General features: G+C 50.7%; 19 protein-coding genes. 9 read left to right on the top strand and 10 right to left on the bottom strand.

What is annotated here, in order from left to right; genetic code table 11:
- Positions 1–94: 94 nt before the first annotated feature.
- Complete coding sequence (locus ACHZCX_RS07035) at positions 95–634, bottom strand: HPP family protein (protein ID WP_319586525.1); 540 nt, start codon at positions 632–634, stop codon at positions 95–97.
- Between the two features lie 11 nt (positions 635–645).
- A complete protein-coding gene (locus ACHZCX_RS07030; RefSeq protein ID WP_319586524.1) occupies positions 646–1251 on the bottom strand; it encodes a CBS domain-containing protein in 606 nt (201 codons plus the stop codon).
- A gap of 255 nt (positions 1252–1506) precedes the next feature.
- On the opposite strand from ACHZCX_RS07030, the gene ACHZCX_RS07025 reads away from it, so the two are divergent.
- The 9 genes from ACHZCX_RS07025 to ACHZCX_RS06985 all read left to right on the top strand — a co-directional run bounded on the left by ACHZCX_RS07025 (position 1507) and on the right by ACHZCX_RS06985 (position 11143).
- Complete coding sequence (locus ACHZCX_RS07025) at positions 1507–4044, top strand: molybdopterin-dependent oxidoreductase (RefSeq protein ID WP_319586523.1); 2538 nt, start codon at positions 1507–1509, stop codon at positions 4042–4044.
- Positions 4041–4715: a 4Fe-4S dicluster domain-containing protein gene (locus tag ACHZCX_RS07020; RefSeq protein ID WP_319586522.1), complete on the top strand. Its 675-nt coding sequence runs from the start codon at positions 4041–4043 to the stop codon at positions 4713–4715. The genes ACHZCX_RS07025 and ACHZCX_RS07020 overlap by 4 nt, the downstream gene beginning before the upstream one ends.
- Positions 4716–4717: 2 nt before the next feature.
- On the top strand, positions 4718–5947 hold the full coding sequence (gene nrfD / locus ACHZCX_RS07015; protein ID WP_319586521.1) for an NrfD/PsrC family molybdoenzyme membrane anchor subunit: 1230 nt from the start codon (positions 4718–4720) through the stop codon (positions 5945–5947).
- Entirely contained in the window at positions 5947–6501 is a 555-nt protein-coding gene (locus ACHZCX_RS07010) for a molecular chaperone TorD family protein (protein WP_319586520.1), read from the top strand. Before nrfD ends, ACHZCX_RS07010 begins: the two co-directional genes overlap by 1 nt.
- 96 nt (positions 6502–6597) lie before the next feature.
- Entirely contained in the window at positions 6598–7206 is a 609-nt protein-coding gene (locus ACHZCX_RS07005; protein ID WP_319586519.1) for a TetR/AcrR family transcriptional regulator, read from the top strand.
- The gene (locus ACHZCX_RS07000) at positions 7203–8399 is read left to right on the top strand and encodes an efflux RND transporter periplasmic adaptor subunit (protein WP_319586478.1); all 1197 of its coding nucleotides are present in this window, start codon (positions 7203–7205) and stop codon (positions 8397–8399) included. Before ACHZCX_RS07005 ends, ACHZCX_RS07000 begins: the two co-directional genes overlap by 4 nt.
- On the top strand, positions 8396–9610 hold the full coding sequence (locus ACHZCX_RS06995; RefSeq protein ID WP_319586477.1) for an ABC transporter permease: 1215 nt from the start codon (positions 8396–8398) through the stop codon (positions 9608–9610). Before ACHZCX_RS07000 ends, ACHZCX_RS06995 begins: the two co-directional genes overlap by 4 nt.
- 13 nt (positions 9611–9623) lie before the next feature.
- Positions 9624–10334, top strand: coding sequence for an ABC transporter ATP-binding protein (locus ACHZCX_RS06990; protein ID WP_319588723.1), 711 nt, complete (start codon positions 9624–9626; stop codon positions 10332–10334).
- A 530-nt stretch (positions 10335–10864) separates the two neighbouring features.
- Complete coding sequence (locus tag ACHZCX_RS06985; RefSeq protein ID WP_319586518.1) at positions 10865–11143, top strand: helix-turn-helix transcriptional regulator; 279 nt, start codon at positions 10865–10867, stop codon at positions 11141–11143.
- A gap of 230 nt (positions 11144–11373) precedes the next feature.
- Here ACHZCX_RS06985 and ACHZCX_RS06980 read toward each other — a convergent pair whose 3' ends face one another.
- From ACHZCX_RS06980 to ACHZCX_RS06945, 8 genes are all read right to left on the bottom strand, one after another.
- Positions 11374–11868: a hypothetical protein gene (locus ACHZCX_RS06980; RefSeq protein ID WP_319586517.1), complete on the bottom strand. Its 495-nt coding sequence runs from the start codon at positions 11866–11868 to the stop codon at positions 11374–11376.
- Positions 11865–12578: a DUF3800 domain-containing protein gene (locus ACHZCX_RS06975; protein ID WP_319586516.1), complete on the bottom strand. Its 714-nt coding sequence runs from the start codon at positions 12576–12578 to the stop codon at positions 11865–11867. The genes ACHZCX_RS06980 and ACHZCX_RS06975 overlap by 4 nt, the downstream gene beginning before the upstream one ends.
- A gap of 12 nt (positions 12579–12590) precedes the next feature.
- Positions 12591–13865 (bottom strand): restriction endonuclease subunit S, encoded by a 1275-nt coding sequence (locus ACHZCX_RS06970; protein WP_319586515.1) that lies wholly within the window; start codon positions 13863–13865, stop codon positions 12591–12593.
- Positions 13858–15492 (bottom strand): class I SAM-dependent DNA methyltransferase, encoded by a 1635-nt coding sequence (locus ACHZCX_RS06965; protein WP_319586514.1) that lies wholly within the window; start codon positions 15490–15492, stop codon positions 13858–13860. The genes ACHZCX_RS06970 and ACHZCX_RS06965 overlap by 8 nt, the downstream gene beginning before the upstream one ends.
- Complete coding sequence (locus ACHZCX_RS06960; protein ID WP_319586513.1) at positions 15486–18605, bottom strand: type I restriction endonuclease; 3120 nt, start codon at positions 18603–18605, stop codon at positions 15486–15488. Before ACHZCX_RS06960 ends, ACHZCX_RS06965 begins: the two co-directional genes overlap by 7 nt.
- 625 nt (positions 18606–19230) lie before the next feature.
- A complete protein-coding gene (locus ACHZCX_RS06955; protein ID WP_319586512.1) occupies positions 19231–20280 on the bottom strand; it encodes a Fic family protein in 1050 nt (349 codons plus the stop codon).
- Between the two features lie 273 nt (positions 20281–20553).
- Positions 20554–23139 carry a toprim domain-containing protein gene (locus ACHZCX_RS06950; protein WP_319586511.1) on the bottom strand — a complete coding sequence of 862 codons (2586 nt, stop codon included), beginning with the start codon at positions 23137–23139 and terminating at the stop codon, positions 20554–20556.
- 387 nt (positions 23140–23526) lie between these two features.
- Complete coding sequence (locus tag ACHZCX_RS06945) at positions 23527–23781, bottom strand: helix-turn-helix domain-containing protein (RefSeq protein WP_394708772.1); 255 nt, start codon at positions 23779–23781, stop codon at positions 23527–23529.
- Positions 23782–24061: the final 280 nt, after the last annotated feature.

Here is a 24061-nt window from a genome sequence, read left to right as displayed (position 1 = left end):
CATATCACTTAACAATAAGGCTCCGTTGGCATCCCTCAATGAAATAATTTGCAAATTTGCGACAAATAGCGTTTTCCGCCAGAGTTGCGTTCTTTTACAACCAGAACTCTGGATATTTTCTGGTTTTCGGGATGTTGTTGACTATTAAGGCGATGGCCAGCATGACGCAGGCCCCCAGGGCAGCCGGCATCACCACATAAAGGTAACCAAGTTGGTGGACGCTTTCGCCGCCAATCACAGCGATCAGCGCCGTAGCGCCTCCAGGAGGATGCAGGGTTTTGGTCAGATGCATCAAGGCAATCGCGGTCGAAACCGCGACCGCCGCCGCCAGCCAGGGGTAACTCCCAAGCCACTGGAATGCCGTTACCCCAATAATTGCGGAAAGGATATGGCCGCCGAGCAAATTTCTCGGCTGCGCTAAGGGACTGCGAACAGCTCCGTAAATCAGTACAGCTGAGGCACCAAACGACCCAAGGAGCAACATGAGTCCATGCTGGTCAAGGAGTTTATAGTGGAGCAGGGCGACGGCCGCGATGCCCAGAAAGCTGCCGATCCAGGACCAGCAGACCTCGGCAAAGCTCACCCCAGGAGGACTTTGACCGTTACCGCGCATTTTTTTCAGGTAGTTGTTCATGGCGTCAGCCTCTATCGGGTGAGACAATAGGATTGGACGAGATCGGTGCGGGTCACGATGCCTACAGGTCTTCCCTCGGAATCGACGATGGGTAAACGATTGATCCGTTTGTCGACGAACAGGGCCGAGATCGCGCCCATTGTCATCTCCGGTCCAGCGGTGATTGCCGGTGCGGTCATGATTTCCTGAACAGAATGATTGCGCAGCGAAGTGGCCATGCAGCCTCTGTTATTGAGGCAATGGGCAACGATTTGCATGAACGAAGTTGGTTGTCCCAAACCCATCTTGGCGAGAAAATCTTTCTCCGAAAGAACTCCGACAATTTTTCCGCCGGAATCAATTACCGGAGCCCCGGAAAATCGCTTGTCCGCCAAAAAAGTCGCCGCTTGGATCAAATCCATGTGCAACTCGACACAGTGAGCCGGTTTGGTCATAATGTCCTGCGCCTTGAGCGAGTCTTTGATCCGCTGCAGGGCGTGGTTGTAGGCGACCTGGAACACCTCACGGAAGTCTCCAGGGCTGATGTCAATATATCCCTGGATATCTTTCATGGCCGCAATCACATCCAACTCAGAGATATCAATGGCAGTATCGCAGCTGTTATTAGTTGCGCACATTGGGAGCACTCCTGTTGTTGAAGTCCTGATAAAATTGCCAGAGTCAGTCAAATCGAAAAATTCTTCCCGTTGTTTGATCTATGTCAATTAATTTGCAGAAAATTTTGAGTAGAAGAGTACAGTACATACAAAATTGAGGCAATGCTGATGCCGGCAGGCACTCATTATCGACGAGGTCGATGGGAGAGGTGTTGGTTGTCGCCCCAAAGAAGAGGATGTCGTTGAACGATCATTACTTTCAGGAGGGGGAATGCCATGCGCATGGACAGGCGAGATTTTTTGCGGGGAGCTGCGGGTGCGGGCTGTGCCTTAGCTTTCGGGTTGAAATTTTTTCACTTCTCAGATGATCCAAAGGCTTATGCCGCAGAGGTTGAACAGTTGGTTCGCTCCACCTGTTCGCCCAATTGTACCGGGGCGTGCGGCTTCAAGGCCCGGATCACCGGTGGCCGGATCAGCACCTTAATCCAGGCGGCCGATTATCCTGAAGATTCGTATAATCCTCGAGGTTGTCTGCGTGGCCTGTCGATGATGGACCTCATTTACGGTAAAGATCGCCTCAAGTATCCACTCATCCGTACCGGCGCCCGTGGCAGCGGCCAGTTTCGCCGGGCCACCTGGGATGAGGCCCTCGATTACGCTGCCGGCAAGTTAAAAGAAATCACCGAAAAATATGGCCCGGAAGCAATTGCTTCCACGATTCAGGTTCCAGGAACCGGGTACGTCCAGAAAGGGGCGCTGGTGGCTCTTGCCGGGTTAGCCCACTGGACCATGCATCATGGATACGACCAGAACGGCGATCTGCCGATGTTTTGGCCGATGACATTCGGCGTGCAGAGCGAAGAGCTGGAATCGCTCGAATGGATCAATGCCCGCACCACTCTCATTTTCGGTTCCAACGTCATTCAAACCCGCCTCCCCGACGCGCATCATCTTCTTGAAGCCAAACGAAGAGGGCGAGTGATTGTAGTCGATCCCGACTTTTGCAGCACCGCTGCCAAGGCCGACGAATGGATGCCGATCAAGGCCGATACCGATGCCGCGCTGGGGCTCGGCATGGCCAAGATCATCATTGACCGTAAACTCTATGACGCTGCCTTTCTCCAGGATTTTACCGATTTCCCGATCTTTGTTCGTCAGGATACCGGCAAACGGCTGCTGGCCGGGGAGGTGCCGGCTCTCGCAGCAGATGCCGAGACCCGAATAATCCCCGACTACCGGCGCCTCTTTGTCGTCCGCAGCGACAATGCATTCCAGATCCTTGATCCGGAAAAACTCAACCCGACCCACGCTGAGCTTGAAGGGGAGTACGAAGTGACGCTCGCAGATGGGCAAACCATCAAAGTGGAAACGGTTTTCACTGCCCTGCAAAAAACGCTTGCTGCGTACACGCTCGACAAAGTGGCAGCCATAACCGGTTGCGACCCGCAACAGATCGAGAGGGTGACCGTCGATGCCGCCAACAATGGGCCGCTGCACATCATCTACGGCGCCAGCAATTATCAGTGGTATAACGGCGATCTCAAGGGGCGGGCGCTTTCCTTACTCCCGGTTTTGACCGGCAGTATTGGTAAAAGCGGCGCTGGTATTTCCACCTATGCCGGACAGTATCGGATTCGCTTCAATGTCAAAAGCTGGTGGTTCCCAGAAGGGTCAAAGCTCAACTGGGTTGCCTATCTGCACTTTCTGCAGGGGAAAGGTCCCGGATATCCCCAGAATGGGATCAAAGCCATGGTTGGTGGTTGGGGCAATCCCTTTGATCAGCACAACATGAGCAATCGCCTCAAGGAAAGGGCAACCTCCGGCGAGTTGGAATTCATCCTGACCACCGATTTTCAGATGTCGACCAGTTGCATGTGGTCGGACGTGGTCCTGCCAGCCCCCTCCTGGTACGAGAAGTATGACCTGACCGCCACCATCCTGCATCCCTATCTGCAGTTGCAGCAACCGGCCATCAAACCGTTATTCGAGAGCAAGTCCGAACTGTGGATCTTCCGAGAGTTGGCTAAACGAATCAATCCTGCCTTTGAGCAGCATTTCTTCCCGCAGCTCGATGAAAATGAGGCGGCCCTCAAGGTCATTGAGCTTCTCTTGGCCACGGGCGGCTTTGAAACAGCGGGTATAACTTTAGATATGCTGAAGAAGGGGCCAGTTCGCCTTCATTCACCCGCCCCAGGTGATCGGCAGGTCCCGTTCTATGAACAGGTCCAGCACCGAGTTCCTTTCCCACCACCGAGTTATCCCGCACCGATCAAGGCTACTGCGCAATTTCTCCGCAGCGGCCGGATCGAATTCTACAAGGACGAGGACCTGTTCCTCAAAGAAGGCGAACAACTGCCCGTCCACAAAGAGACCTATGCCGAGACCGAGTACAAGGTCAACCCGGCGGCTCGGGAGAAATATCGATTTCGGTTTGTAACCAAGAACTCGCTCTACCGGGTCCATTCCACCCATTCCAACAACACCATTCTCCTCGAACTACAGGACAACAAAGCCAAGGTCTTTCTCAACCCAAACGACGCGGAGAAACAAGGGATAAAGAACGGGGAGTTGGTCAAAATATACAACGATCGCGGCAAGACTAGGGCTTATGCAGTCCTCGATCCAGGCTGCAGCGCGGGAACGGCCATCTTCGAAGAGGGGTGGTGGTCCCGCTATCTGGGGGATGAATCATATAACTCCCTGACCTCGCCCTGGATCAAGCCGTTGCATGAAATCTATTTCGTTCCCGGTATTTGGTCACCCACCACGGTGTGGAACGAGTGTCTCGTGGACGTACGGAGGATGAGCGCATGAAAATGGGCATGGTGATTGATCTGGAAAAATGTATCGGCTGCCGATCCTGCATGGTTGCCTGTAAACAACATAACGCCCAGCCACCGGAAACGTGGTGGAACCGAGTCTTCACCCCTGGGAGCCATCGTCACCTGACCCCTCCAGCTAAGGGGGTCGAATATTTCCTGCCGGTCCACTGCCAGCATTGCGAAAATGCTCCCTGCGAAAAGGTTTGCCCGGTCGGAGCCACCTATCGGGCCGAAGACGGGGCGATCCTCATTGATTATGAACGCTGTATCGGCTGTCGCTATTGTATGTCGGCCTGCCCCTACGGTGTCCGCCAGTTTAATTGGGAAGACCCGGAAAAGGCCCATCAACGGTCGGAGTATCAGGAAAAATATCATTATGGCTATCCTGAGGACCACCGCCATAAAGGTCGCCTGGTGTACACCCCCATCCGCCCCAAAGGTATCGTCGAGAAGTGTACCTTTTGTGCGCAGTACCGTGATAAAGGTGAGTTGCCTGCCTGCGTTCGCGGTTGTCCCGGCAAGGCTCGTTTCGTCGGTGATCTCGACGATCCCCTCAGTGAAGTCAGCACGATGATCAAGGCACGCGATGCCTTTACCTTGTTACCGGAAAAGGGAACCAAGCCCACCGTCTTTTATCTGCCGCCCAAACCTAAGGAGGTGTGACCATGTCTGGTACAATGAAACGCAGTTTGTGGGTCAGCGGCGCCTTCTTTCTGGTCGCGCTTGCGGTCTGGTTCTACCAGCTCAAAGAAGGTTTGATTTTAACCAATATGCAGAACTCCTTCAATTGGGGACTCTATATCTCGGGTTTGGCCTTTTTTGTCGGCAACGCCGCTGGTGGCCTGGTGTTGACCTCGTCGATCTATCTCTTTGGGGTCAAACAACTCAAGCCCCTGGCTAAACTTGGCGCCCTCACTGCCTTTGCCAATGTCACCGCCGCGATGCTGATCGTGCTCCCGGATATTGGTCAACCGTTACGTCTCTATAACCTCATTCTCCATCCCAACTTCATGTCGCCACTGGTGTGGGACGTTATTGTTCTTAATCTGTACGCCCTGGCCTCAGCAATCTATCTCTATATTCTGATGTTGCCCGAACTGACCGGCAAGCTTAGTTGGCTCGCCATCAAGGTGGAGAACGCCCATGATTTTTCCGAACGCTGGGCTAAGCGAATTGCACCTGTGGCTCTGCTGTTTGCCATCGGTATCCATGTAGTAACTGCCTGGATTTTTTCCACCCAAGGCGCTCGCGACTGGTGGCATTCACCGGCCATGGCTCCAGATTTTGTCTCGGTCGCCATCGCGGTTGGCACCACGGTCGTTTTGCTGGCGGGGGCGTTGGCCTACGGAACAGGTAAACAATACGAACCAGCCTACCGGACGCTCGGCCTGATCATCTTCATGGCCATTTGTATTCATCTCTTTTTGATGATGAACGACTTGGTCATCCATGCCTGGTATGGGAATGCGGAAACCCACCGAATCATGGAGATCGCCTGGGGTGATTTTGCCTGGGCTCATATCTTTGAGGTCGCGGCACCGCTCATTGGCGCGGGGCTCTTGATGCTGCCAGCCGTCCGGCGCTCGTTGCCACTGCTGGCTCTGAGTTCAGTAATCCTTATTGCAGGTGTTTTTGTCCACCGCTTCCTGATCATGCCAGCCGCCTATAACAACATCCCGATGACGATGACGCCGTTGGGTTTACCCAATACCCACTGGGCATTGCCGATTGCCTCTGGACGCTTTTTTCCCGGTGTGAGTACATTTCTTGATCAGTACAGCTATACCCCTTCGCTGGTTGAGGTGGTGATCCTGCTCGGTATAATGGCCTATGCGGTGTTTCTGGTCTTGCTGGCAATTTCCAAATTGCCGATCTTGGTGAAAGAGAGCAACTGATGTCCACGACCGTCTTGCATCCCGACCTGTGGTCAATTTCGCGCATGTTCCGTTACCCCTATGCGCATGAGGTCTCGGCCCTCCTTCCAGAAAAAGTGGGGGCCGAGGCCCAGGCATTAATCAAAGAAATGAACCTTATCGATCCTGTCCGCCTGGAAAACGAATATGTCCGGCTTTTTGTCAATGCCATGCCGGAGGTGCCGTGTGCACCCTATGGCTCCGTGTACCTGGAAGGGACGGTCATGGGGGAATCAACGGTGAAGGTGGCCCGTATCTATCGTCAATATGGAATGGAGCATGAGGAATTGGCGGACCATATCGCCGTAGAAAGCGAATTCCTGGCCTGGCTGCATGGGAGGGTTATCGAATCCCCACAAGCCAGAGAGGACTTTGACTATCTTTTGGGCCATTTGCGGCAATGGACCGCTTCTTTTTTTGAGCAGGTTGAACAGCACGATCAACTTGGGTGCTATCGGCAATGTGCTCAATGGGCTCGTCGCACGCTTGCGGACCTTGATGATCCTCGGGTGACCGTCAGAACAACTGATAGGTAGGATAAAGATATAACTCTTTTGCTCCACCCTTATTGCTCTCGTTGTTTTTGATGATTAAGTTAGTAATTAATTACTTACTTATCTCAAGGGGCAAACATGGAAATCAGCACAAAACACTTACCAGCAGAGGAACGGCGGGCCCTCACTATCGAGGCCGTCATTGAGCTGGCAGCTTCGCAGAATCCCAGCAAAATAACAACATCTGCTATCGCCAAACAGATGAACCTAACTCAGGGCGCGCTGTTTCGGCACTTTGCAACAAAAGAAGCTCTGTGGCAAGCGGTCATGGAATGGGTGCAAGATCGACTTCTGGCGCGGATTGATCAGGCGGCACACAACATCAAGTCCCCTCTGACAGCTATGGAGGCTATGTTTATGAGCCACATTGAGTTTGTCATTGAGCACCCAGGCGTTCCCCGGATGCTCTTTGGTGAACTGCAACGAGCCGAACTTACGCCGGCCAAGCGGGTCGCACATATGCTTGTTCAACGGTACACCGAGCGCATCTGCACTTGCATTGAGCAAGGCAAGGCAATCAAAGAAATTTCCCTTGATGTGGATACCCGGTCAGCTGCAATTCTCTTTCTTGGAACTGTCCAAGGGTTGGTGATGCAGTCCCTGTTGACCGGAGACATCCAGCACATTCGCACCGAGGCTCCTGGTGTTTTCATCATTTACCGACGCGGGATACGAGGTGAAAAATGAAGCAATTCCTTTCAACCCATGGCCGAACCATGATGCTGGCAGGTATCCTGCTGCCTTTATTTGGCCTATTTGCCTATGTTACCATGCGTTCCGGGCCTCTTGCCCCCATACCCGTAACCCTGATGACGGTTGAGCGCAGAGAACTCACCCCCTCTCTTTTTGGCATCGGCACCGTCGAAGCACGCTATACTCATAAAATCGGACCGACTTTTACCGGTCGACTCAACTACTTGAATGTACAATCTGGCGACCACGTCAAAACCAATCAGATACTCGGTGAAATGGATCCGGTCGATCTTGATGACCGCATTAATGCGCAGGAAGCGGCGCTTAAACGGGCAGAAGCCACTGTCCGTGCTGCTGAAGCACAGATGCAAGAAGCAAATGCTCGCAAGAATTTTGCTGAGACCCAGGCGAAACGCTACGAGCAACTGCTGACCACTCGTGCCGTGAGTAACGAAGCATCTGAAACCAAACGACAGGAATTCGATATTGCCCGCGCTGCGTTAGCGACAGCTCGCGCCAATTTGGAAGTCGTCCATCAGGAAACCATTCGACTGCGTGCGGAGCGTGACGGATTAGTCCAACAACGCGCCAACCTGCGCTTGGTGTCGCCGGTCGATGGTTTCATCTCCCGCCGCGACGTTGATCCCGGCTCCACCGTGGTTCCGGGACAATCGGTGGTTGAGATCGTGGAGCCCGGCAGTATCTGGATACACGTCCGTTTCGATCAGCAGCGGGCTCTGGGGCTTCGTGCGCAATTGCCGGCACGGATCGTCTTGCGTTCCCATGGCACGGAACCGTTGGCCGGACAGGTTGTTCGCGTCGAACCAATGGCCGACGCCGTGACCGAGGAAGTGTTGGCAAAAGTGGCATTCCAGCAGCTGCCAAAAGTGCTGCCGCCCATCGGTGAATTGACGGAAGTCACGGTCGAACTCGCTGCGCAAAAATCAATGCCTGTTGTCCTCAATGCCAGTTTGCAGCGTGTCGATGGTCACCTTGGCGTATGGATTGTTCAAGATGATCACTTGTCTTTTTCACCCGTTACAATCGGCGCATCCGACCTCGAGGGCCGCGTGCAGATTCTTAAGGGGCTCGATGGAGGCGAACGCATCGTTTCCTACAGCCGGAAAGTATTGCATGCCAAGAGCCGGATCAAAGTTGTTGATCGCATCATTGGTCAATCGCCATGATCAGCTTGGCCGGCCGCGACATCTTGCATGCATGGGGCAAGTTCGTCTTCACTGGAATCGGGCTAGGATTGCTGATCGGTGTCACCCTGACCATGGCCGGCGTCTATCGGGGCATGGTTGACGATGCGCACGTCCTGCTTGACAACAGCGGCGCCGATTTATGGGTGGTGCAGCAGGATACCCTGGGACCCTACGCTGAATCGTCAAGCATCTACGACGATACCTATCGCGGCATTCGCGGCATGACCGGAGTCGTTCGAGCCGCCAATGTCACCTATCTGACCATGCAAGTGCGCCAAACGGGAATGGCAATTCAACGGGATGTGCGGGCCATGGTGGTTGGCATCACTCCGGATGGACCGGGCCATCCCGGACAGCCAGGTTACCTGGTGGCTGGGCGGCACATCACCCGGGGGCATTACGAAGCGGTGGCTGACATTGCCACCGGTTTTGCCTTGGGCGATCGCATTCAAATCCGCCGCAACCTCTTTACGGTTGTCGGATTGACCAGACGCATGGTGTCTTCGGGGGGCGACCCCATGGTTTTTATCCCGCTCAAGGACGCTCAAGAAGCGCAATTCCTCAAAGATAACGATGCCATCGTCCGGCAACGGGCCCGCACCGCAGAGAACCAGGCGCTCAATCGACCCGGCGTTCCCGGTTTGCTCGATGCTCTCATCGCCTCACAAAGCACCAACCCCTATGTCAACGCCGTGCTTGTCCAAATAACACCCGGATCAGATCCTGAAAGTGTCGCGGAGCCGATCCGCCGCTGGAAGCGCTTGACCGTCTATACCCGGGCGCAGATGCAGGAGATCTTGATTGCAAAATTGATTGCCACCTCGGCCAAGCAGATCGGCATGTTCCTGGTCATTCTTGCCATCGTCAGCGCTGCGGTTGTTGCCTTTATCATTTATACGCTGACCTTGGGGAAAATCCGGGAGATCGCGGTGCTGAAACTTATCGGCACCCGAAACCGCACCATATCTGCGATGATCCTTCAGCAATCCTTGGCTCTCGGTCTCATCGGATTTGTTGTAGGCAAAATTGTCGCGACATTCTGGGCGCCCATTTTTCCGAAGTACGTGCTGCTTGAACCCGGGGATGCCCTGCGAGGGTTTGTGGCGGTGATGCTCATCTGCGTACTCGCCAGCATCGTGGCGATCCGAGCAGCGCTGAACGTCGACCCTGCGGAGGCCATCGGTGGATAACCAATATCCTGAAATATCAGCTCGGGGGATTCGTATCGAAAGCCTGAGTAAACGGTACGGTCAAGGCGATACCGCTGTTGACGCCCTCAAACACGTGGATATGGCTGTTGCGCCGGGTGAAGTCGTTGGCCTGATAGGCCCTTCGGGTTCCGGCAAGACAACATTGCTCAAATGTTTGGGAGCCATCATCGAACCATCGACTGGCCGCATGACGCTCGGAAATGAAATAATTTATGACAATAAATGGAAAATTAAAGACCTAAGGGCTCTACGCCGCGACAAAATTGGATTCGTCTTTCAAGCCCCATACCTTATTCCGTTTTTGAACGTCACAGACAATATCGCCTTGCTACCGATGCTTGCTGGTCAGCCAAACAGCGAAGCTCGCAAACAGGCCATGGAGCTTTTGGAAGCCCTCGATGTGGGGCATCGGGCCAAGGCGATGCCTTCCCAGCTTTCAGGAGGAGAGCAGCAGCGGGTCGCTATCGCTCGTGGTTTGGTCAACCGTCCACCGGTCATCCTTGCCGATGAACCGACCGCACCACTTGACAGTGAACGAGCTTTAGCGGTTATCCGGATTCTGAATGACATGGCCCGCAAATTCGAAACCGCAATCATCGTGGTCACCCACGACGAGAAGATTATTCCCACATTCAAACGTATTTATAACATACGTGATGGCGTGACCTACGAGGAGAAGGGAGAAGGGCGAGATTTCACCTAAAGGAGGGTGCTGAAGGATGTTGGACTGGACTTGCGTGGCTCCTTGCGCCCAAGCAGCAGAAAGTGACCGAAGTATGGTGGCGTTCCAGAAATTCAAGATGCTCTTCGATAAAGCAATCCACCTCGGATAGTGGTTTGCTGTAATTCAGCAGGATAACAAACATGAAATTTGGCATCTCCTTTTGTTGGTGCATCGATCGCAAGCCAACAGACAGCTTTTGCTACCTCCTCAGCGGAACGGTCGCGGTTCCCTAAAAATATTGGTGTGATGGTTATGGCATTTCCGACATGTGGAAACAAATTTTATTCTGACCCCAAATTGGGTGGTATCAGAAGAAGCACAAATACTAATGTTTTAACGAAAGATCTTGACCATCGAGATCTCGGATGGTCGTGTGGCGATGCTCTTCGTACTGTCTATACGATCATATAGCGATGAGGTTACACCCTGAACTGCATGAAACCTGCCTGATATGGACCTGATTTGGGAACGATTGCCACAGCGGAATGACACACATAAGGATAACTCAAATGATCGAAATTGAAGAGAGTTCGGGCAATGTATACACCGACCTTGGCATGGCCGACGCTGACGAAATGATGGTCAAAGCACAGCTTGCGACCAAAATTGGTGAGATTATTAAAGGCCACAAGTGGACCCTGCTACAAGCCGCTGAAGTTGTCGGCATGACTGAGCCGATGCTATCGAATATGCTGCGAGGCCAATTTCATGGAATTAGTGAAGCGAAGATGTTTGATTGTCTGGCACGACTTGGCCCTGATCATCGTTGGCCCCGCTCGACTTACTGAGCAGACATGCAACTACCTCTGGCGTAAGGAGTATGGCGGCATGAAAATCGATTAGGTCAAGCTCAAAGAGGTGGAGTAAACAGGTCAAGGGTGCTGCGATAGCAAGCCGCCATAGGTGGGTCCATCAAAGTTGTTGACTTTTGTTCAAATAACAACGATATTTTAGTCAGCTCATCTACCATGCGTGGAAGGAGTAACGAGGCCGTCCTTCGGGGCGGCTTCAGCCATTTCTAGGGATTGCATCGCCGATATTCCGCATACTCCCTTTCCAATTTTCGCTGCTGGTGTGGCTTTTCAACCAGGTAGGCGGTCCACGGTAGAATATACTCGCCTCGGTCTGTAAGAACGACCAAGTAATTTTCCTGCACCAACCACAAGCAAATCCTGTTTTCCCTGCCCCGCTGATTGCGCCAAACTTTGACCGCCGGGTCGGTGTCGTTTTCGATGACCGGTTTCGGCCAACGAATCCGTTCGCACCTCCTGAAATCGGGAGTTCTGTTTTCCTCATCGCTCCCCTCGGAGGTCATGTGCCAGAACGTCGCTTCCTTACCCTGGCTGAGGGGATACCGCTTTAATCCGAGCCGTTTGCCCTGGAAGACCGGTTTGCTGTCGATGAAGTCCCACTTGAACCAGGTGTACAACGCCTCCAGGTATGCCTCCCAGTTTCCACCGTAATCGCTGAACAGAACAAGCGGCGGCAGCCAGTCCGGCGGCGTGCCGTTCACCACGGAACCTCCGCCGCATGCCAGCAGAATAAGTTCATTTTTTCTTCTCGGAGGAGAGTGGTCCTGGTCAGGTCGTACCCGGACCGCTTGCGCATGCGTTTAATGATGGCTTCTTTCCCTACGTTGCCGCTCAGGCCACGGTTGAGATAGGCGACCGCGCCGATGAGCAGGTCGGCCAATTGCAGTTGCTCGATCTCATGCGAGCGGACCAGCTGTAAACGTTCGATAACCTGGCGAGAAAAATCGTAACGATCATTGCACAGCACTTCGTGCAGCTTGGCCGCCTTGTGTGCGCCATGCGTGTCTTTGATATCGAGGTAGATGCGATAGCGGGAATCGGGTCGAAAGATGACCTTGAGCATGTCGAAGTACATTTTGTAATACCAGCCGTCATGATCTTGCCCGGGGAAGGCGTCGTGCCGCAAGAGAGATTTGTCGGGTACGATTAGGGCCCGGAAACGGAGATCGTCATCATCGAAAAAGTAGTCGACCAGGTCTATATAGAAACTCTTCTTAGCGGGAGAGACCTTGATCCACTTCACTTCGAATTCCGGAGCCAGCCCGTGTTTCTGTTTGATTTCTCGCAGGCGGACGGCAATCTCTCGGGATTTCTCCAGCGGACACCAGACCGCCCCCAGCACCATGGCTTTCTGGTGATCGTTTTCCAGGTGGCAGGATTCGTCGCAGTAGACGTTGAAGGTGTCACTCATGGCCTGCCTCCTTTATGCCACCGTGACCTGACCATTCATCAACATTGGCAGGAGCCAGTCCCTTAGATCTTTTAAAACTCTATTCTCAATTGAATTAGAAGCGATCTTTTTGTAGACTTCAGACATTGTTTTTTCAAAAAGTGTCAAAATTTTTACATCAGGCTTAACAAGTCGGCATTCCTTTATGTGGTCATTTGTTAAATTATTAATATTGGTTCCAAGGCATTGATTCTTAATATAAACCTTAAACCAAGGCGAATTTAAAAAAGTACTGACATAAAATACAAATCCCTCATTAATCGATAACTTAGAGCAAAAAGCGCCGAATGCAACTTTTCTATCGGAGTAGTAAATACCGTTTTTCCCTATGTGATCTTTACTACCACTAGACATCACAATTAAGGATTCAAATGCATTCATAAACTGATCTTCCGAAACCGTTCCTTCAGGAAGATACACAAGATCATCTAAATCCACTTGATTGCCAGTGATATTTGTGGCTCTCAAAACGCCAATTACACCGATATCATCCTTACTTCGAACGTCGTTTTTGCCGTAAGTGACCCCCCTACTTAGAGAAGCGCAATCAGCAATTGTTATATCCTTCCATCCAGCGGGGATATCGCGGTTCAGGGTTGTGTTGTAGACCATCCTGCCGCCGGAGGATTTGAAGGGCTTGCCGTTTTCGTCGGGAAAGTCGAACTGCACGAACCAGTAGTCGTAGAGGGTTTTGGCCATTGCCTCCAGTTCGGCATTGATACGGTTATTGCACTCGATTTTCTTGTCTAAAACAGCAAGCACTTTTGCTATAGCTAGCTGCTCATTCTTCGTAAAGAGCGGTATTTTGACCTGACTTAAAATTTCTTGATTGAGATTGTTAATGTTAGTGCCAGCTGATGACGATATCGAATCCTTGAAAGTCCTGGTCTTTGTGTAATAAGCACAAAAATTAGGGTCAATAGCATTACTTGTAATTCTTGCGCGAATACAAAAGCCTGAAAAAAGAGCCTTCACCTGTTTGTCAACGTAGAGGCTTCTTCCAACAAGTTCTTTATTGCCATTAGACCTTACGAATACAATATCCCCCTTTTGAAGATAATCTTCCGTTTTTGCTATACCATCCGGGTTAATTTCTCCTAGTGCTTCATACTTAGGAGTGAATCGGTCTTTAAAGTCAGGAATTCCGACTAACAAGCAACCCTTGCCATGACTATCCTTTCCAAAATTTAAGCCATTCCTGAATTCAGCAACCTGCCCAAACGGTATGTGTTTAATGGCTTCACGCATAACGCAATCCCGCCAGCTGTTTCCTGATCTCCTTCTCTAACTCGCTAGATTCCTTAAATAGTCTGTCTAGATTGTCGCTGAATCTTTGTGTCTTCGCGGCGAACTGTTCCATTGTCAAATCCACATACTCGATCCTCACCTCGAAATACTGCCCGGCGCTGAGCGAATAATTCTTGACGGCGATCTCCTCGTAATCAACCACCGCAGAGAAATCTTCCACCGTTTCCTTGGTGTTGAAAGCAGCGATGATCCGGTCTTCCTCTTCCTCGGCAAGCAGGGTTTTCTGGTTCTTGCCATCCTTAACCTTCGTCCCTAAGTTGGAGGCGTCGATCAGCACTACCTTGTCCTTGTTGGCCTGGTCGATGAAGAGGATTGAGACGTTGGTGCCGGTGGTGGCGAAAATATTGCTCGGCATGGACACTACTCCGGCTAGCATTTTTTCATCCACCAATTTCTGACGAATTTTTTTATCGATACCAGATTGGGCGGTGATGAAGCCGGTGGGCACTACCACCGCCGCTTTTCCGCCAGGTTTCAGCGAATAGATGATGTGTTGGAGGAACAACTGATAGATGGCCATCTTGTCCACGGCCTGCTTGGGGATGTTCGGCACACCGGCAAAAAAGCGCTCCTTGTTTTCCTTGGTGTCCAGCTCGTCGCGGAAATCGCTGAAATCCATCTTGAACGGTGGATTAGAGACGATATAGTCAAACCGTTTGAGGGCCTTGCCATCTTTGTGAAAAGGGTGCAGCACGGTGTTGCCCTGGATAATGTTCGGAATTGAATGCACCAGATTGTTCAAAATCAGGTTCAGGCGCAACAGGCTGGAGGATTTCTGGGAGATATCCTGCGAATAGATGCTGCAACGCTGCTCGCCGATGGCATGGGCAATATTCATCAGCAGGGTGCCGGAGCCGGCGGAGGGGTCATAACAGCTGACATCCTTGACTGTGCCCTGCTGATCTTCCGGCACCAGGATGGCAGCCATGATCTTGGCCACCGCATGCGGCGTATAGTACTCGGCGTATTTACCGCCGCTGTCCTTGTTGTAGTCCTTGATCAGGTATTCAAACAGGGTGGCGTAAAAGTCGTACTTCTGGGTAAAGATGCGCTCAAAACTGAATTCCACCAGCTTGTTGATCAGGGCGCGGCAGAAGTTGTCACGCTTGGATTCATCGGTAATGAATTCACTGACCCGGTCAAACAGGGTTATCTTGGTGCCGCCATCCGTTTTTACCGCAAAGATGTCGTTATTGGTGATGGCAATATCACGCAGAGTGTCGTCGAACAGCTTGGCAAAATCCGGTGCGTTCTGTCGGCTAAACAGGTGTGATATGAAATGCTCCGGTTTAAGGCGGGCAGTATCGGCACCCATTTGCAGTTGGAGCATGTCCAGGTCGCCCTCACTGAGGGCAGCAACGGCCTGTTCCCAGTTTTCTACCTGGGCCAGGTTCGGATCGATGCTTTTTGCTTCAAAGGCGAACTTGTCGTTGAGAAACTTGTAGAGAAACACCTGGGTGATGATTTTGAACTCATTGCCGTCATTGCCCAAGCCATACGAGGCACAGATGCCCTTGAGGCTGTCGATTAATTGTCTGGTTCTTTGTTCAAAATCCTGGGTTACCACGCACGCGCTCCTCTTGTACTGCCTGAGACATATTCATTCCTGTATTCATTGACCACCAACCCATTGATATAACGGGATGCGTCGGGGTTGAGGTTGATCTTGTGCTGAGTTTTAAACTGGCCGATCACCAGCGGCATCATCATGCGCTCGAAATAACTTTCGTTGTGTAGGAGCTGCGTGTTTTGCAGCACTTGCTCATCGGCTTGCGCCTTCACTCCGGTCAAGGCGGCAAAGATACGGCGTTCCGGCTCGGAGAGGGCACCACGCTCCAGCAGGCGTTTGTGGATGCGAGTGTATTTAGCATCGCCGTGATACTTGGCTTTGAGCTGATTGTTCTCACGGTTCAGCTCCTTGACCTTCTCGTAAATCTGATCGAGTGCGCCGATATTCCGGTTCATCTCTTCCTGTGTGACTTCACTGAGGTTTTTCTTTTTAAACAGGCGCTCCAGCTCTTCTTTCAAGGTGATGAACTTCGGGTCTTGCTGGTCGAAGTTACCTGCCAACGCCTCTCGGGTGCGGCGGAGGGTGTTCTTGAGTTTGTCCGCCAGCACCAGCTCTTCTTCCCTGATCTTGGTAAACAGGAACAGCACGTCTTCCAAGGCAATGTTGAGCAGGTTGGTGGTGTCGTTGCTGTTCTCGATGCTCTCTTTCAGGTTGAGCAGGTCCAGGTGATTGCAGGTTTCCCGGTACAGCTTGTTGAGCTTCTGGAAATCAAGATGCTGTAAAAATTCGTATTCACCCTGCAAACGAATCAGGTTGTAAAGACTGCGAGCGTCGGCTAGGGCCTTTTTCAGCGCCTGCACGGTAGCGCGGTCTTGGATTTGGCTGATCTGCTGCGAGAAGACCTCGGCATTGGTGGTATCAAAACGGAACAGCAGATCCTTGATCTGTTCAATTTCCCGCGTGATTTCCTCGGCTGACTTGAACAAATGGGAGTAGTGCTCGATCTCGTCGCCGAGTTCTTCTTGCAGCTCTTCAAAATAGGCCTTGTTGGTGGCATCGAATTCTTTACGGATGTCGGCGAAGTCCACCACGTAGCCGTAACGAAAATCATTGTAGGGCCGGTTGACCCGTGTCAGTGCCTGCAACAGGTTGTGTTTACGAACCACTCGGCCCAGGTAGAGTTTTTTCAGCCGTTTGGCATCAAAACCGGTGAGGAGCATGTTGTAGACAAACAGGAGATCAATCTTGCCGGCCTTGAAATCATACACCCAGTCTTCGCGTTCTTTCTTAGTACCGACATCGTGCAGGATTAGCGCTGCGCTATCGACTGTGTTCGCTTGTTGTTGCTGCACCTTGTACGTGGGGGGTGCCTCGGCGGTCATCGGCAAGGCATCGCCTGAAACGGTGAGGGCGGCAGGGCTGAATGAACCCACTGGTGCAGCATAGCGCTCCGTGAAAATTTCATACATCTGCTTCGCCTGCTCGGAGCTGTCGCAAATGACCATGGCGCCAATGGTGCTGTCGTTGAATGCACCCCGGCTTTTTTCAAAATCCCGGAGGATGTATTCCAGCATCGGTTCGACAAAGCGCGGATGGGCGAAGAGACTTTTTTTCTCGATGTCGCCCTGCAGGATCTCCACTTCTTTCAGCGCCTGTTGCAGGGCAATCTTGTAGTTGGTGGCGATTTCCTCGCGGATCAGGCGCAGGGTGTAGCCGTCGGCGATGGAGGCGTTGTAGTAGTATTTGTGGATATAGTCGCCAAATAATGTCCGGGAAGTATAGTCGTCCCCCAGGAGTGGCGTTCCGGTAAGGCCGATTTTGATGGCGTTTTGATCAGACTGGGTCAGGTTTGCCAAAAAGCTGCCCGTGGGGTTATAGCTGCGGTGCACCTCATCGAGAAAATAGACCCGCTGAATGCTGACATCGTAATCTTCGGTGCGCACGACGTCCGGATCATTCTCAAATTTCTGAATGTTAACAACGGTGATCTCCGGCTTGCCCGTGTGATTATGAATCACCTGGACAGCCTTGATGTCTTTAGCAAAAGCATCGCGGGAGTTGATGGTATGCACAAGCAGGCCACGGCTTGAAAATTCGCGCTGTGCCTGAATGAGGAGATCGAGTCGATCGACGATGAAGTAAAATTTGGGAATAACAGCCTGGCGTTGAAAATAATCAGTTAAAAACTGTACATTGTAATAGGCAAGTGCAGTTTTTCCGCTGCCTTGCGTGTGCCAGATAATGCCTTTCCTGGAGCCTTCATTCAACTTTTTTTCAATCGCTTTGGTGGCGAACAGCTGGGGGTAGCGCATCACATGCTTGTGGAGGCCGTCGGCTTCCTTGACATAGGCCAGCGCATATTGCAGCACAAACGAAAGCCGCACTTTGCTGAACAATGAGGTGCAAATCCGGTTGGTTGGTGTATCTGGTGACTTGTTGCTGATAAACTCCGGGCTGTGCTTAATGACGTTTAAATTGTTGTCCTTCAGAACGGCTTTTTCGATGTCGTCATCTTCGGCTGCGAGCAGGTCGGCAAGGTTCAGCTGCTCTTCTTCGCGAAAGTAGTTAAAAATAGGACTGTCATAGTCTGGGCTGGCGTAAAAAGCCCCTTCGATGGGTTGCGGCGAGCCGTCGTCGTACTCCATGTTGTTGGAGAAGACCATCAACTGTGTAATGTTGACAAAACGGCGGAACCGTGGGTTTCGACAACGGGTGACGATGCGGTTGCGTTCGGCTAAGATGCCCTCGCGGTTGTTGGGCTTCTTGACCTCGATAAAGACCAACGGCATGCCGTTGATGAGCAGGGTTATATCTGGCCGGAATTCGTCATCGCCGTTTTGGTAGGTGAGCTCGGTGACCACATGAAAGCTGTTGTTGGCGAAATCGGCAAAGTCGATCAGTTTAACGTTTGAGCGCTCGGTAAGCCTTTCATAAAAAGCTTTACCTAGGTCTTCGTTCTCCAGGGAGAGTTTGACGTCAATCAAAAGGCGTTCGATGTCGTCAGGGTCGAGGTCAGGATTGACGCGGGTAACGGCAGTGTGGAATAATTCCGGGAAAATGTTGTATTCTCCATCCCATGTGACATCCTTGAGGGAAAGATAGCGGTAACCAAGCCGGACCAGATGCAGGATGCAGGGTATTTTGACGCGTGAGTCTTCACTGAAAATCATTTGCTCAACTCCCTTTATTCCTATAAGCGATTTGATGGCCACCTTGTGTAAACATGAGATCCGGCCGCTTCTCGGTTTAAAGAATTTAACCCTATTAAATTTCTGAGAAAAAATCAGAATCCATCTTTATTATTTCGTAGCGTTCCGTTGTGGATACACTGAGTGTTTTGCTTCAGATGGAAATGGAACTTCTGGCTGGCTTCATAGCGTGAGTCGTTGAGCCCTTGAGCCTGAACCCTGCCAGAGGCGTGGGTGGCTTTTGCCGCCCCATCGCCTTCGCCACTTTCAGGCCCGCCGTTTTTTGGCTGCTCTGTCAAGGCCGCGTCAGCGCCCGAAGGGCTTGGCCTTTACAGGGCAGTCGGGAAACGGCATGTGGACCGTTTTTGTTTTCTTCCTTCGCAGGTAGGTTCACTTTTAGAGTTGCTGTCTTTGAAAATCAGTTTGTCTCGTCCATACATCTGTCCGCAGTCGCAATATAGCCAATGGTACTGTTCAGGCGGATCATATTGGAGTGGTCGACGAAAGCAGTATCACCCCGGCGATCATCTTCCACCGGCAGCACTCCACGGCAACACTCCAACACACAGTGCATAGAAAAAAAGTATGTACCCCCGTTTTTTTCAACTCAGAGCAGTTCGTACCAAACACCTCGGCCACTCCCTTGTTGCTTGAGGTGATTTTGTTTAACCAGAGAACGAAAATGTTGTTTGAGCGTGTTGCGGCTCGCACCCGTCAATCTGATAATGTCGCCCATTGTGATCCGGCCGTGCTCGCGAGTGAATTCGACAATCTGTAATGAAAGCTCTGGGAGTGGAGCAAGAACCAGTTTTTCTCGCTCAACCCTTTTGTTCAGATGACGCGTCTGTTCAAACAGTGAGCGCAAAAAGAAGATCAACCATGGCTGCCAATCCGGGGCTTCGGTGCGAATTGTTCCCTGGCTCTGGCGAAGTGCGCGGTAGTATCCTTCCTTGTTTTGCTCGATCACGCTCTCCAGGGAACTGTACGGCACGTAGGCATATCCTGCTTGTAAAAGCAGCAGGGTGGTCAATACGCGGCTCAATCGTCCGTTGCCGTCTTGAAACGGATGAATCTCCAGAAAGACAACCACCCATAAGCCAATCATTAAAAGTGGATGTAACTGTTTGTCTTGGCGCTCCTTTTGTAGCCAGGTCACTAGTTCTGTCATTAAATGCGGCGTATCGAAGGGGGTGGCAGTTTCGAATACGATACCAAGCTGGACCCCGTTTTCGTCGAAAGCGGCAACACTGTTGGATGAGGTTTTGTAGCTGCCGCGATGCCATTCATCTTTTTCGCTGTAAGTCAACAAGTCGCGGTGCAATTGCTTGATGTGATTCTCGGTGAGTGTGATTTCCTGCCAGGATGAGAATACCATATCCATTACCTCGGCATAACCAGCCACCTCCTGTTCATCACGGGTGGTAAATGGTTTGATTTGGAGGTTGGCAAGCAGCTTCTCAACATCGCGGTCAGAAAGTTTGCTTCCTTCAATTCTAGTCGAGGAACCAATGCTTTCAATGGTCGCAACACGTCTCAGGGCCAATAATCGGTCCGGCGCAAGTGTGCTTAATGCTCGCCATGCACCTTTGAATTCGTCAATGGCGGCTATTAGGCCAAGTATCTCTGAAGTGATGTGGATGGTGTTTGATTGAATCATGCTACCAATAGTACACTCATTTACGCCCAATAACCATAATAATACCCAATTACACCCAAAAATATCGTAGAAGATCTCTTTAAATTCTTCTCGCAACTGAAATGACAGGTCGATCCTTGTTGGTTAAAAAATTTACTGAGCAAACTCGCAGGGAATGCTACAACTGCCACAACTCTATAAATAGTATATTAACTATATAATTTTATATAATTATTTATGTGGCAATAGCTGTGGCAGTTTGTAGCTGTCGTAGCGGAAAATCAATTTTGTCTTTTATCCATCTATCCGTTTGCAATCAAATACCATTGCCTTTAATGGCCTGTCAGGGGCGCCACGGAATCTATGATTGACGCTCGCTTTGATAAATGCAGGATGCGCCTGCAAGGATGCCTGGAGCCGTTCTGGATAATCTATAGTGAATCCGGCTTCTTTAATAGCCTTGAGTGCACCTGGGATATTAATGAAAAGCTCTAGTCCTCGCATGTCCATAAATTCGTTTTTATGCATGGTTTCACCTTCTCGTTCTTTGATGCAGGGGAATGACTCCGGTATTGTGTTGATGGTATCAAAGAAGTTGTCCGCTGGGGTGAGAAGCCTCTGTCGCGCCGACTCCATCTTGATCTTGCCTATTTGGGCGACAAACGACAGGATGTCGTGCTTGATGTCAAAATAAACACACAACATCCGATGAAAGGCAAGGATGAGCGCGTAATTCTCATTGATCCGATTATCTGGGACCTCATTTTTCAGATCTGTTTTCGCTTGCTCAAATCGAGCTGTCCATGAGGATTCAATAACTCCTCTGAATTTCATGATTGCCGGATAAAATCCCGCCAATACCTGCAAGGGCAGGGCAATGATTTCATCAAAGGCCCTTTTCGTGGTATCCGTTATATTCTCTTCCGAAAATTTCAAGGAAATAACCCTCTCCCGTGCCGCTCTACTTTTGAACGGTTCCACATTCTGAACGAAGGCAAGTGTTCCGTAAAAAGGCAGGCCATGGGTACGGCTGTCGTTGGTTGTCAATGCCCTGATCTGCAAAGGATTGCCACAATTGTAGAGGGGAAGGATTGATTCGAAATCGAATCGGGATTTGTCCGGATTATTGCCCTCGATTAAAGCTTTCATGCAGCCGGATACTTGTGAAAGGGTTCGCAGTTCACCTTTTTTGGTATTTGCTCCGCTCATGGGCAATCCCTCTTCATCAAGGCACTGCATCGCATTAAGTGATGTCACCAGTCTTGATTTTCCGGTTTGTGGATCACCATGCAAGGAGAGAAAAGGAAAGAATTTCGTTGTCGCCTTGATCTGATTGACAAATAGCGAAGCGACGAGAAACGCCACTGCCGCCGCGGCGTTATCCCCCCAGGCCCCAATTAAAAGGTGATAAATTTTGGCGACATCGCAACATTGAGTCGGATTGATAGTTTCGGTGGACGGTGGTTTGACAAACTCGTTGCCGTAGCCGGCCTTGAAAAATCCATCCTTGTTGGGCAGGATAAACTGGCCTTTCGTGTTTATAGCAAAATCCTTAAAAATATAATGCCTGGTTTTGTGGTCGTATCCGATGAACTCTGCCTGTCTGACGATTGGGGCCTTGCAGTGGAGGATCATTTCCGCCAGGGCCTTAGTCGCTTCCGGGCCGCCTCGCCAATGGGCCTTACCATGCTTTAACAGGCTCCCTGTCACAGCATCTGCTGACTTCAGGCTGTCGCCAGCAAGAGTCATTTGTATTGGCCTACCGTTTTTTGGTTTGACCTCCAGGCAATAGAGAAAAACAGGAAGTTCCTCGTCTTTATCAGATCGACGAAAATGCCTGACTGAAATGAGGCAGTCGCTCACACGCTCAGAATAAACGGTCGGAATCTCAACGCTATCTACCTTTTTATTTTTAATATATGACCAAAAAAATTGTCCCTGGAATGCAAACAGTCCCGGTGCCTGGCCATCCTGGCCGGTAGAATAAATCTCAGCGTATTGTTGTGCTGATTCCGCCAGGTTCAGCAACGCCTGGTGCCGGTATCTGTCGAGATTACTCCTGAATGTGATCCCTGCTGCCTCGGTATTGATAGCATCGCAAAGAAGAGTATTCCAGTCGCCGCCGGTTGGCATGATGGCTGAAACTATGGGGGGAGAGGTACCGGGTTCCATTTTTGCAAAATGATCAAGCCATCTGGTTGTAAATTTTGTTCCTGCTGGATCGCAGTCGAAGGCGAACGTGAGATCGTGGAACCCAGATAGATCAAATTTAGCGGGATCATATCCTGCGCCTAACACTGCGATGGCCTGCTCGCCCATAGAAATTAGAGACAGGGCATCAATGATCCCCTCTGTAACATAGGTTGTCCTTTCTGAGTCGCAGACCGTGCCGGGCATTTTCCAATAATGACCTGATACTGAGCCTATATTATGGGTTTTTCCTTCCTTGTAAGGTGGATTGATTAATCTCCCGTTGTAGATCTTTTGGCTCTTATCATCCACGCCAACTAGAAACATTACACCGCCACCACATCCTTTTCTTGTCTGGGCATGATACTCAAAGCCTGATCTTGCAATAATGTCAGGTGGGATTCCGCGACTTTCAAGATAGATTCGTGCTGGCCGGTGTTTGTCCGTCTCTGTAGGTGGGTGTTTCTTCTCAACTTGGGTTGAGAAAGAAAGAAGCGGGATGGTTTTGGTATTGGCCCCGCATTGATTTTTCCGGTTACAGTTGATGGCAAAAGGTTTCCCTTCATAGGCATACGCCTCATTCGCACCACATTCAGGGCATAAAAGGCCATGGATCACACCTCCATGTATTTTGGTCTTTGGGGTAGAAAACTCTTTCAAGACCGTTTGCCTCAGGTCATCAAGAAACATGCAATGACCTCCCTCGTAGCAGCATACAATGGCTTCGTAGCAATTTGTCGCTACAAAATAAAATATTTATTATTAGATAGTTACATAGTAAACGCTGCTCTGGTAGCAGTTGTGGCGGGCAATTGCTTATGTGAGTGCCGGTAGTTTCTTTTGCCAGTTGACCTCCTTTGATGATTATGTGTCTTCTCGATAAGCAGTGAGAATTTATAATGATAGCTATTTCAAGAAGGCGGTAGCTTGACAGTCTCCATGCCTTGTACCCTTTGGAAATGAGTTGAGAAACAAGGTTCAACCTGTTACATTTTTGACTGTAAATTTTTCCATTTGAAGCCATCTTGCTCAGGTGACCAACCTGATTGAGCAAGATGGCTTTATCTCTTAGACTCCTCACCTTCCCACCGCCTGTCGATCATGATATTCCTGTAAATCGGCTTGGGTGTACTGCACATTCCTCCCTATTTTCCTGTACACAGGCCCGATCCCTTGGCTTCGCCATCGACGCAAAGTGGATGGTTTCATGCCGAGAATTCTGGCGGCTTCAATATCGTTAAAGCCCAAAGGTTTGGGCGACTGAGGATCAGCGGGGTTTAGAGATTGGTTGGGGGCTGGTTGGTGGGTGGGGCTAGACGGTGAATCGGACATGGCTTCTCTCCTTTAAATGGTCAGAGGCAAATACATCGTCGCAAATCACCAATAACTTGCGTTAGATACCTCTTGAATGAACGAGAAGCGTAAATCCTTTTGGATAAGGTTTCCGTTAATTTGCCAAAAAATGAAGACAAATATTGGCAAATTCTTATCTGGTATTTTTCTTTATATTCGGTATGTTAATTAAATTACTTTCTGCCAAAACAAAATGAGGTGGTACAGAAAAAGTGGACACAAAATTAAGAGCGTTTAATCTGCTCTGAGGAGGTGTTCA

It is taken from the genome of uncultured Desulfobulbus sp. (assembly GCF_963662935.2).
Taxonomy (GTDB): domain Bacteria; phylum Desulfobacterota; class Desulfobulbia; order Desulfobulbales; family Desulfobulbaceae; genus Desulfobulbus.
The sequence above is the reverse complement of the archived record's forward strand: the minus strand, read 5'-3'. Positions and strand labels throughout refer to the sequence as shown.

Bases quoted from the DNA above. Each gene is read 5' to 3' on its own strand.
- ACHZCX_RS07035 (WP_319586525.1), bottom strand. From the start codon at position 634: ATGAACAACTACCTGAAAAAAATGCGCGGTAACGGTCAAAGTCCTCCT.
- ACHZCX_RS07030 (WP_319586524.1), bottom strand. From the start codon at position 1,251: ATGTGCGCAACTAATAACAGCTGCGATACTGCCATTGATATCTCTGAG.
- ACHZCX_RS07025 (WP_319586523.1), top strand. From the start codon at position 1,507: ATGCGCATGGACAGGCGAGATTTTTTGCGGGGAGCTGCGGGTGCGGGC.
- ACHZCX_RS07020 (WP_319586522.1), top strand. From the start codon at position 4,041: ATGAAAATGGGCATGGTGATTGATCTGGAAAAATGTATCGGCTGCCGA.
- nrfD (WP_319586521.1), top strand. From the start codon at position 4,718: ATGTCTGGTACAATGAAACGCAGTTTGTGGGTCAGCGGCGCCTTCTTT.
- ACHZCX_RS07010 (WP_319586520.1), top strand. From the start codon at position 5,947: ATGTCCACGACCGTCTTGCATCCCGACCTGTGGTCAATTTCGCGCATG.
- ACHZCX_RS07005 (WP_319586519.1), top strand. From the start codon at position 6,598: ATGGAAATCAGCACAAAACACTTACCAGCAGAGGAACGGCGGGCCCTC.
- ACHZCX_RS07000 (WP_319586478.1), top strand. From the start codon at position 7,203: ATGAAGCAATTCCTTTCAACCCATGGCCGAACCATGATGCTGGCAGGT.
- ACHZCX_RS06995 (WP_319586477.1), top strand. From the start codon at position 8,396: ATGATCAGCTTGGCCGGCCGCGACATCTTGCATGCATGGGGCAAGTTC.
- ACHZCX_RS06985 (WP_319586518.1), top strand. From the start codon at position 10,865: ATGATCGAAATTGAAGAGAGTTCGGGCAATGTATACACCGACCTTGGC.
- ACHZCX_RS06975 (WP_319586516.1), bottom strand. From the start codon at position 12,578: ATGAGTGACACCTTCAACGTCTACTGCGACGAATCCTGCCACCTGGAA.
- ACHZCX_RS06970 (WP_319586515.1), bottom strand. From the start codon at position 13,865: ATGCGTGAAGCCATTAAACACATACCGTTTGGGCAGGTTGCTGAATTC.
- ACHZCX_RS06960 (WP_319586513.1), bottom strand. From the start codon at position 18,605: ATGATTTTCAGTGAAGACTCACGCGTCAAAATACCCTGCATCCTGCAT.
- ACHZCX_RS06955 (WP_319586512.1), bottom strand. From the start codon at position 20,280: ATGATTCAATCAAACACCATCCACATCACTTCAGAGATACTTGGCCTA.
- ACHZCX_RS06950 (WP_319586511.1), bottom strand. From the start codon at position 23,139: ATGTTTCTTGATGACCTGAGGCAAACGGTCTTGAAAGAGTTTTCTACC.
- ACHZCX_RS06945 (WP_394708772.1), bottom strand. From the start codon at position 23,781: ATGTCCGATTCACCGTCTAGCCCCACCCACCAACCAGCCCCCAACCAA.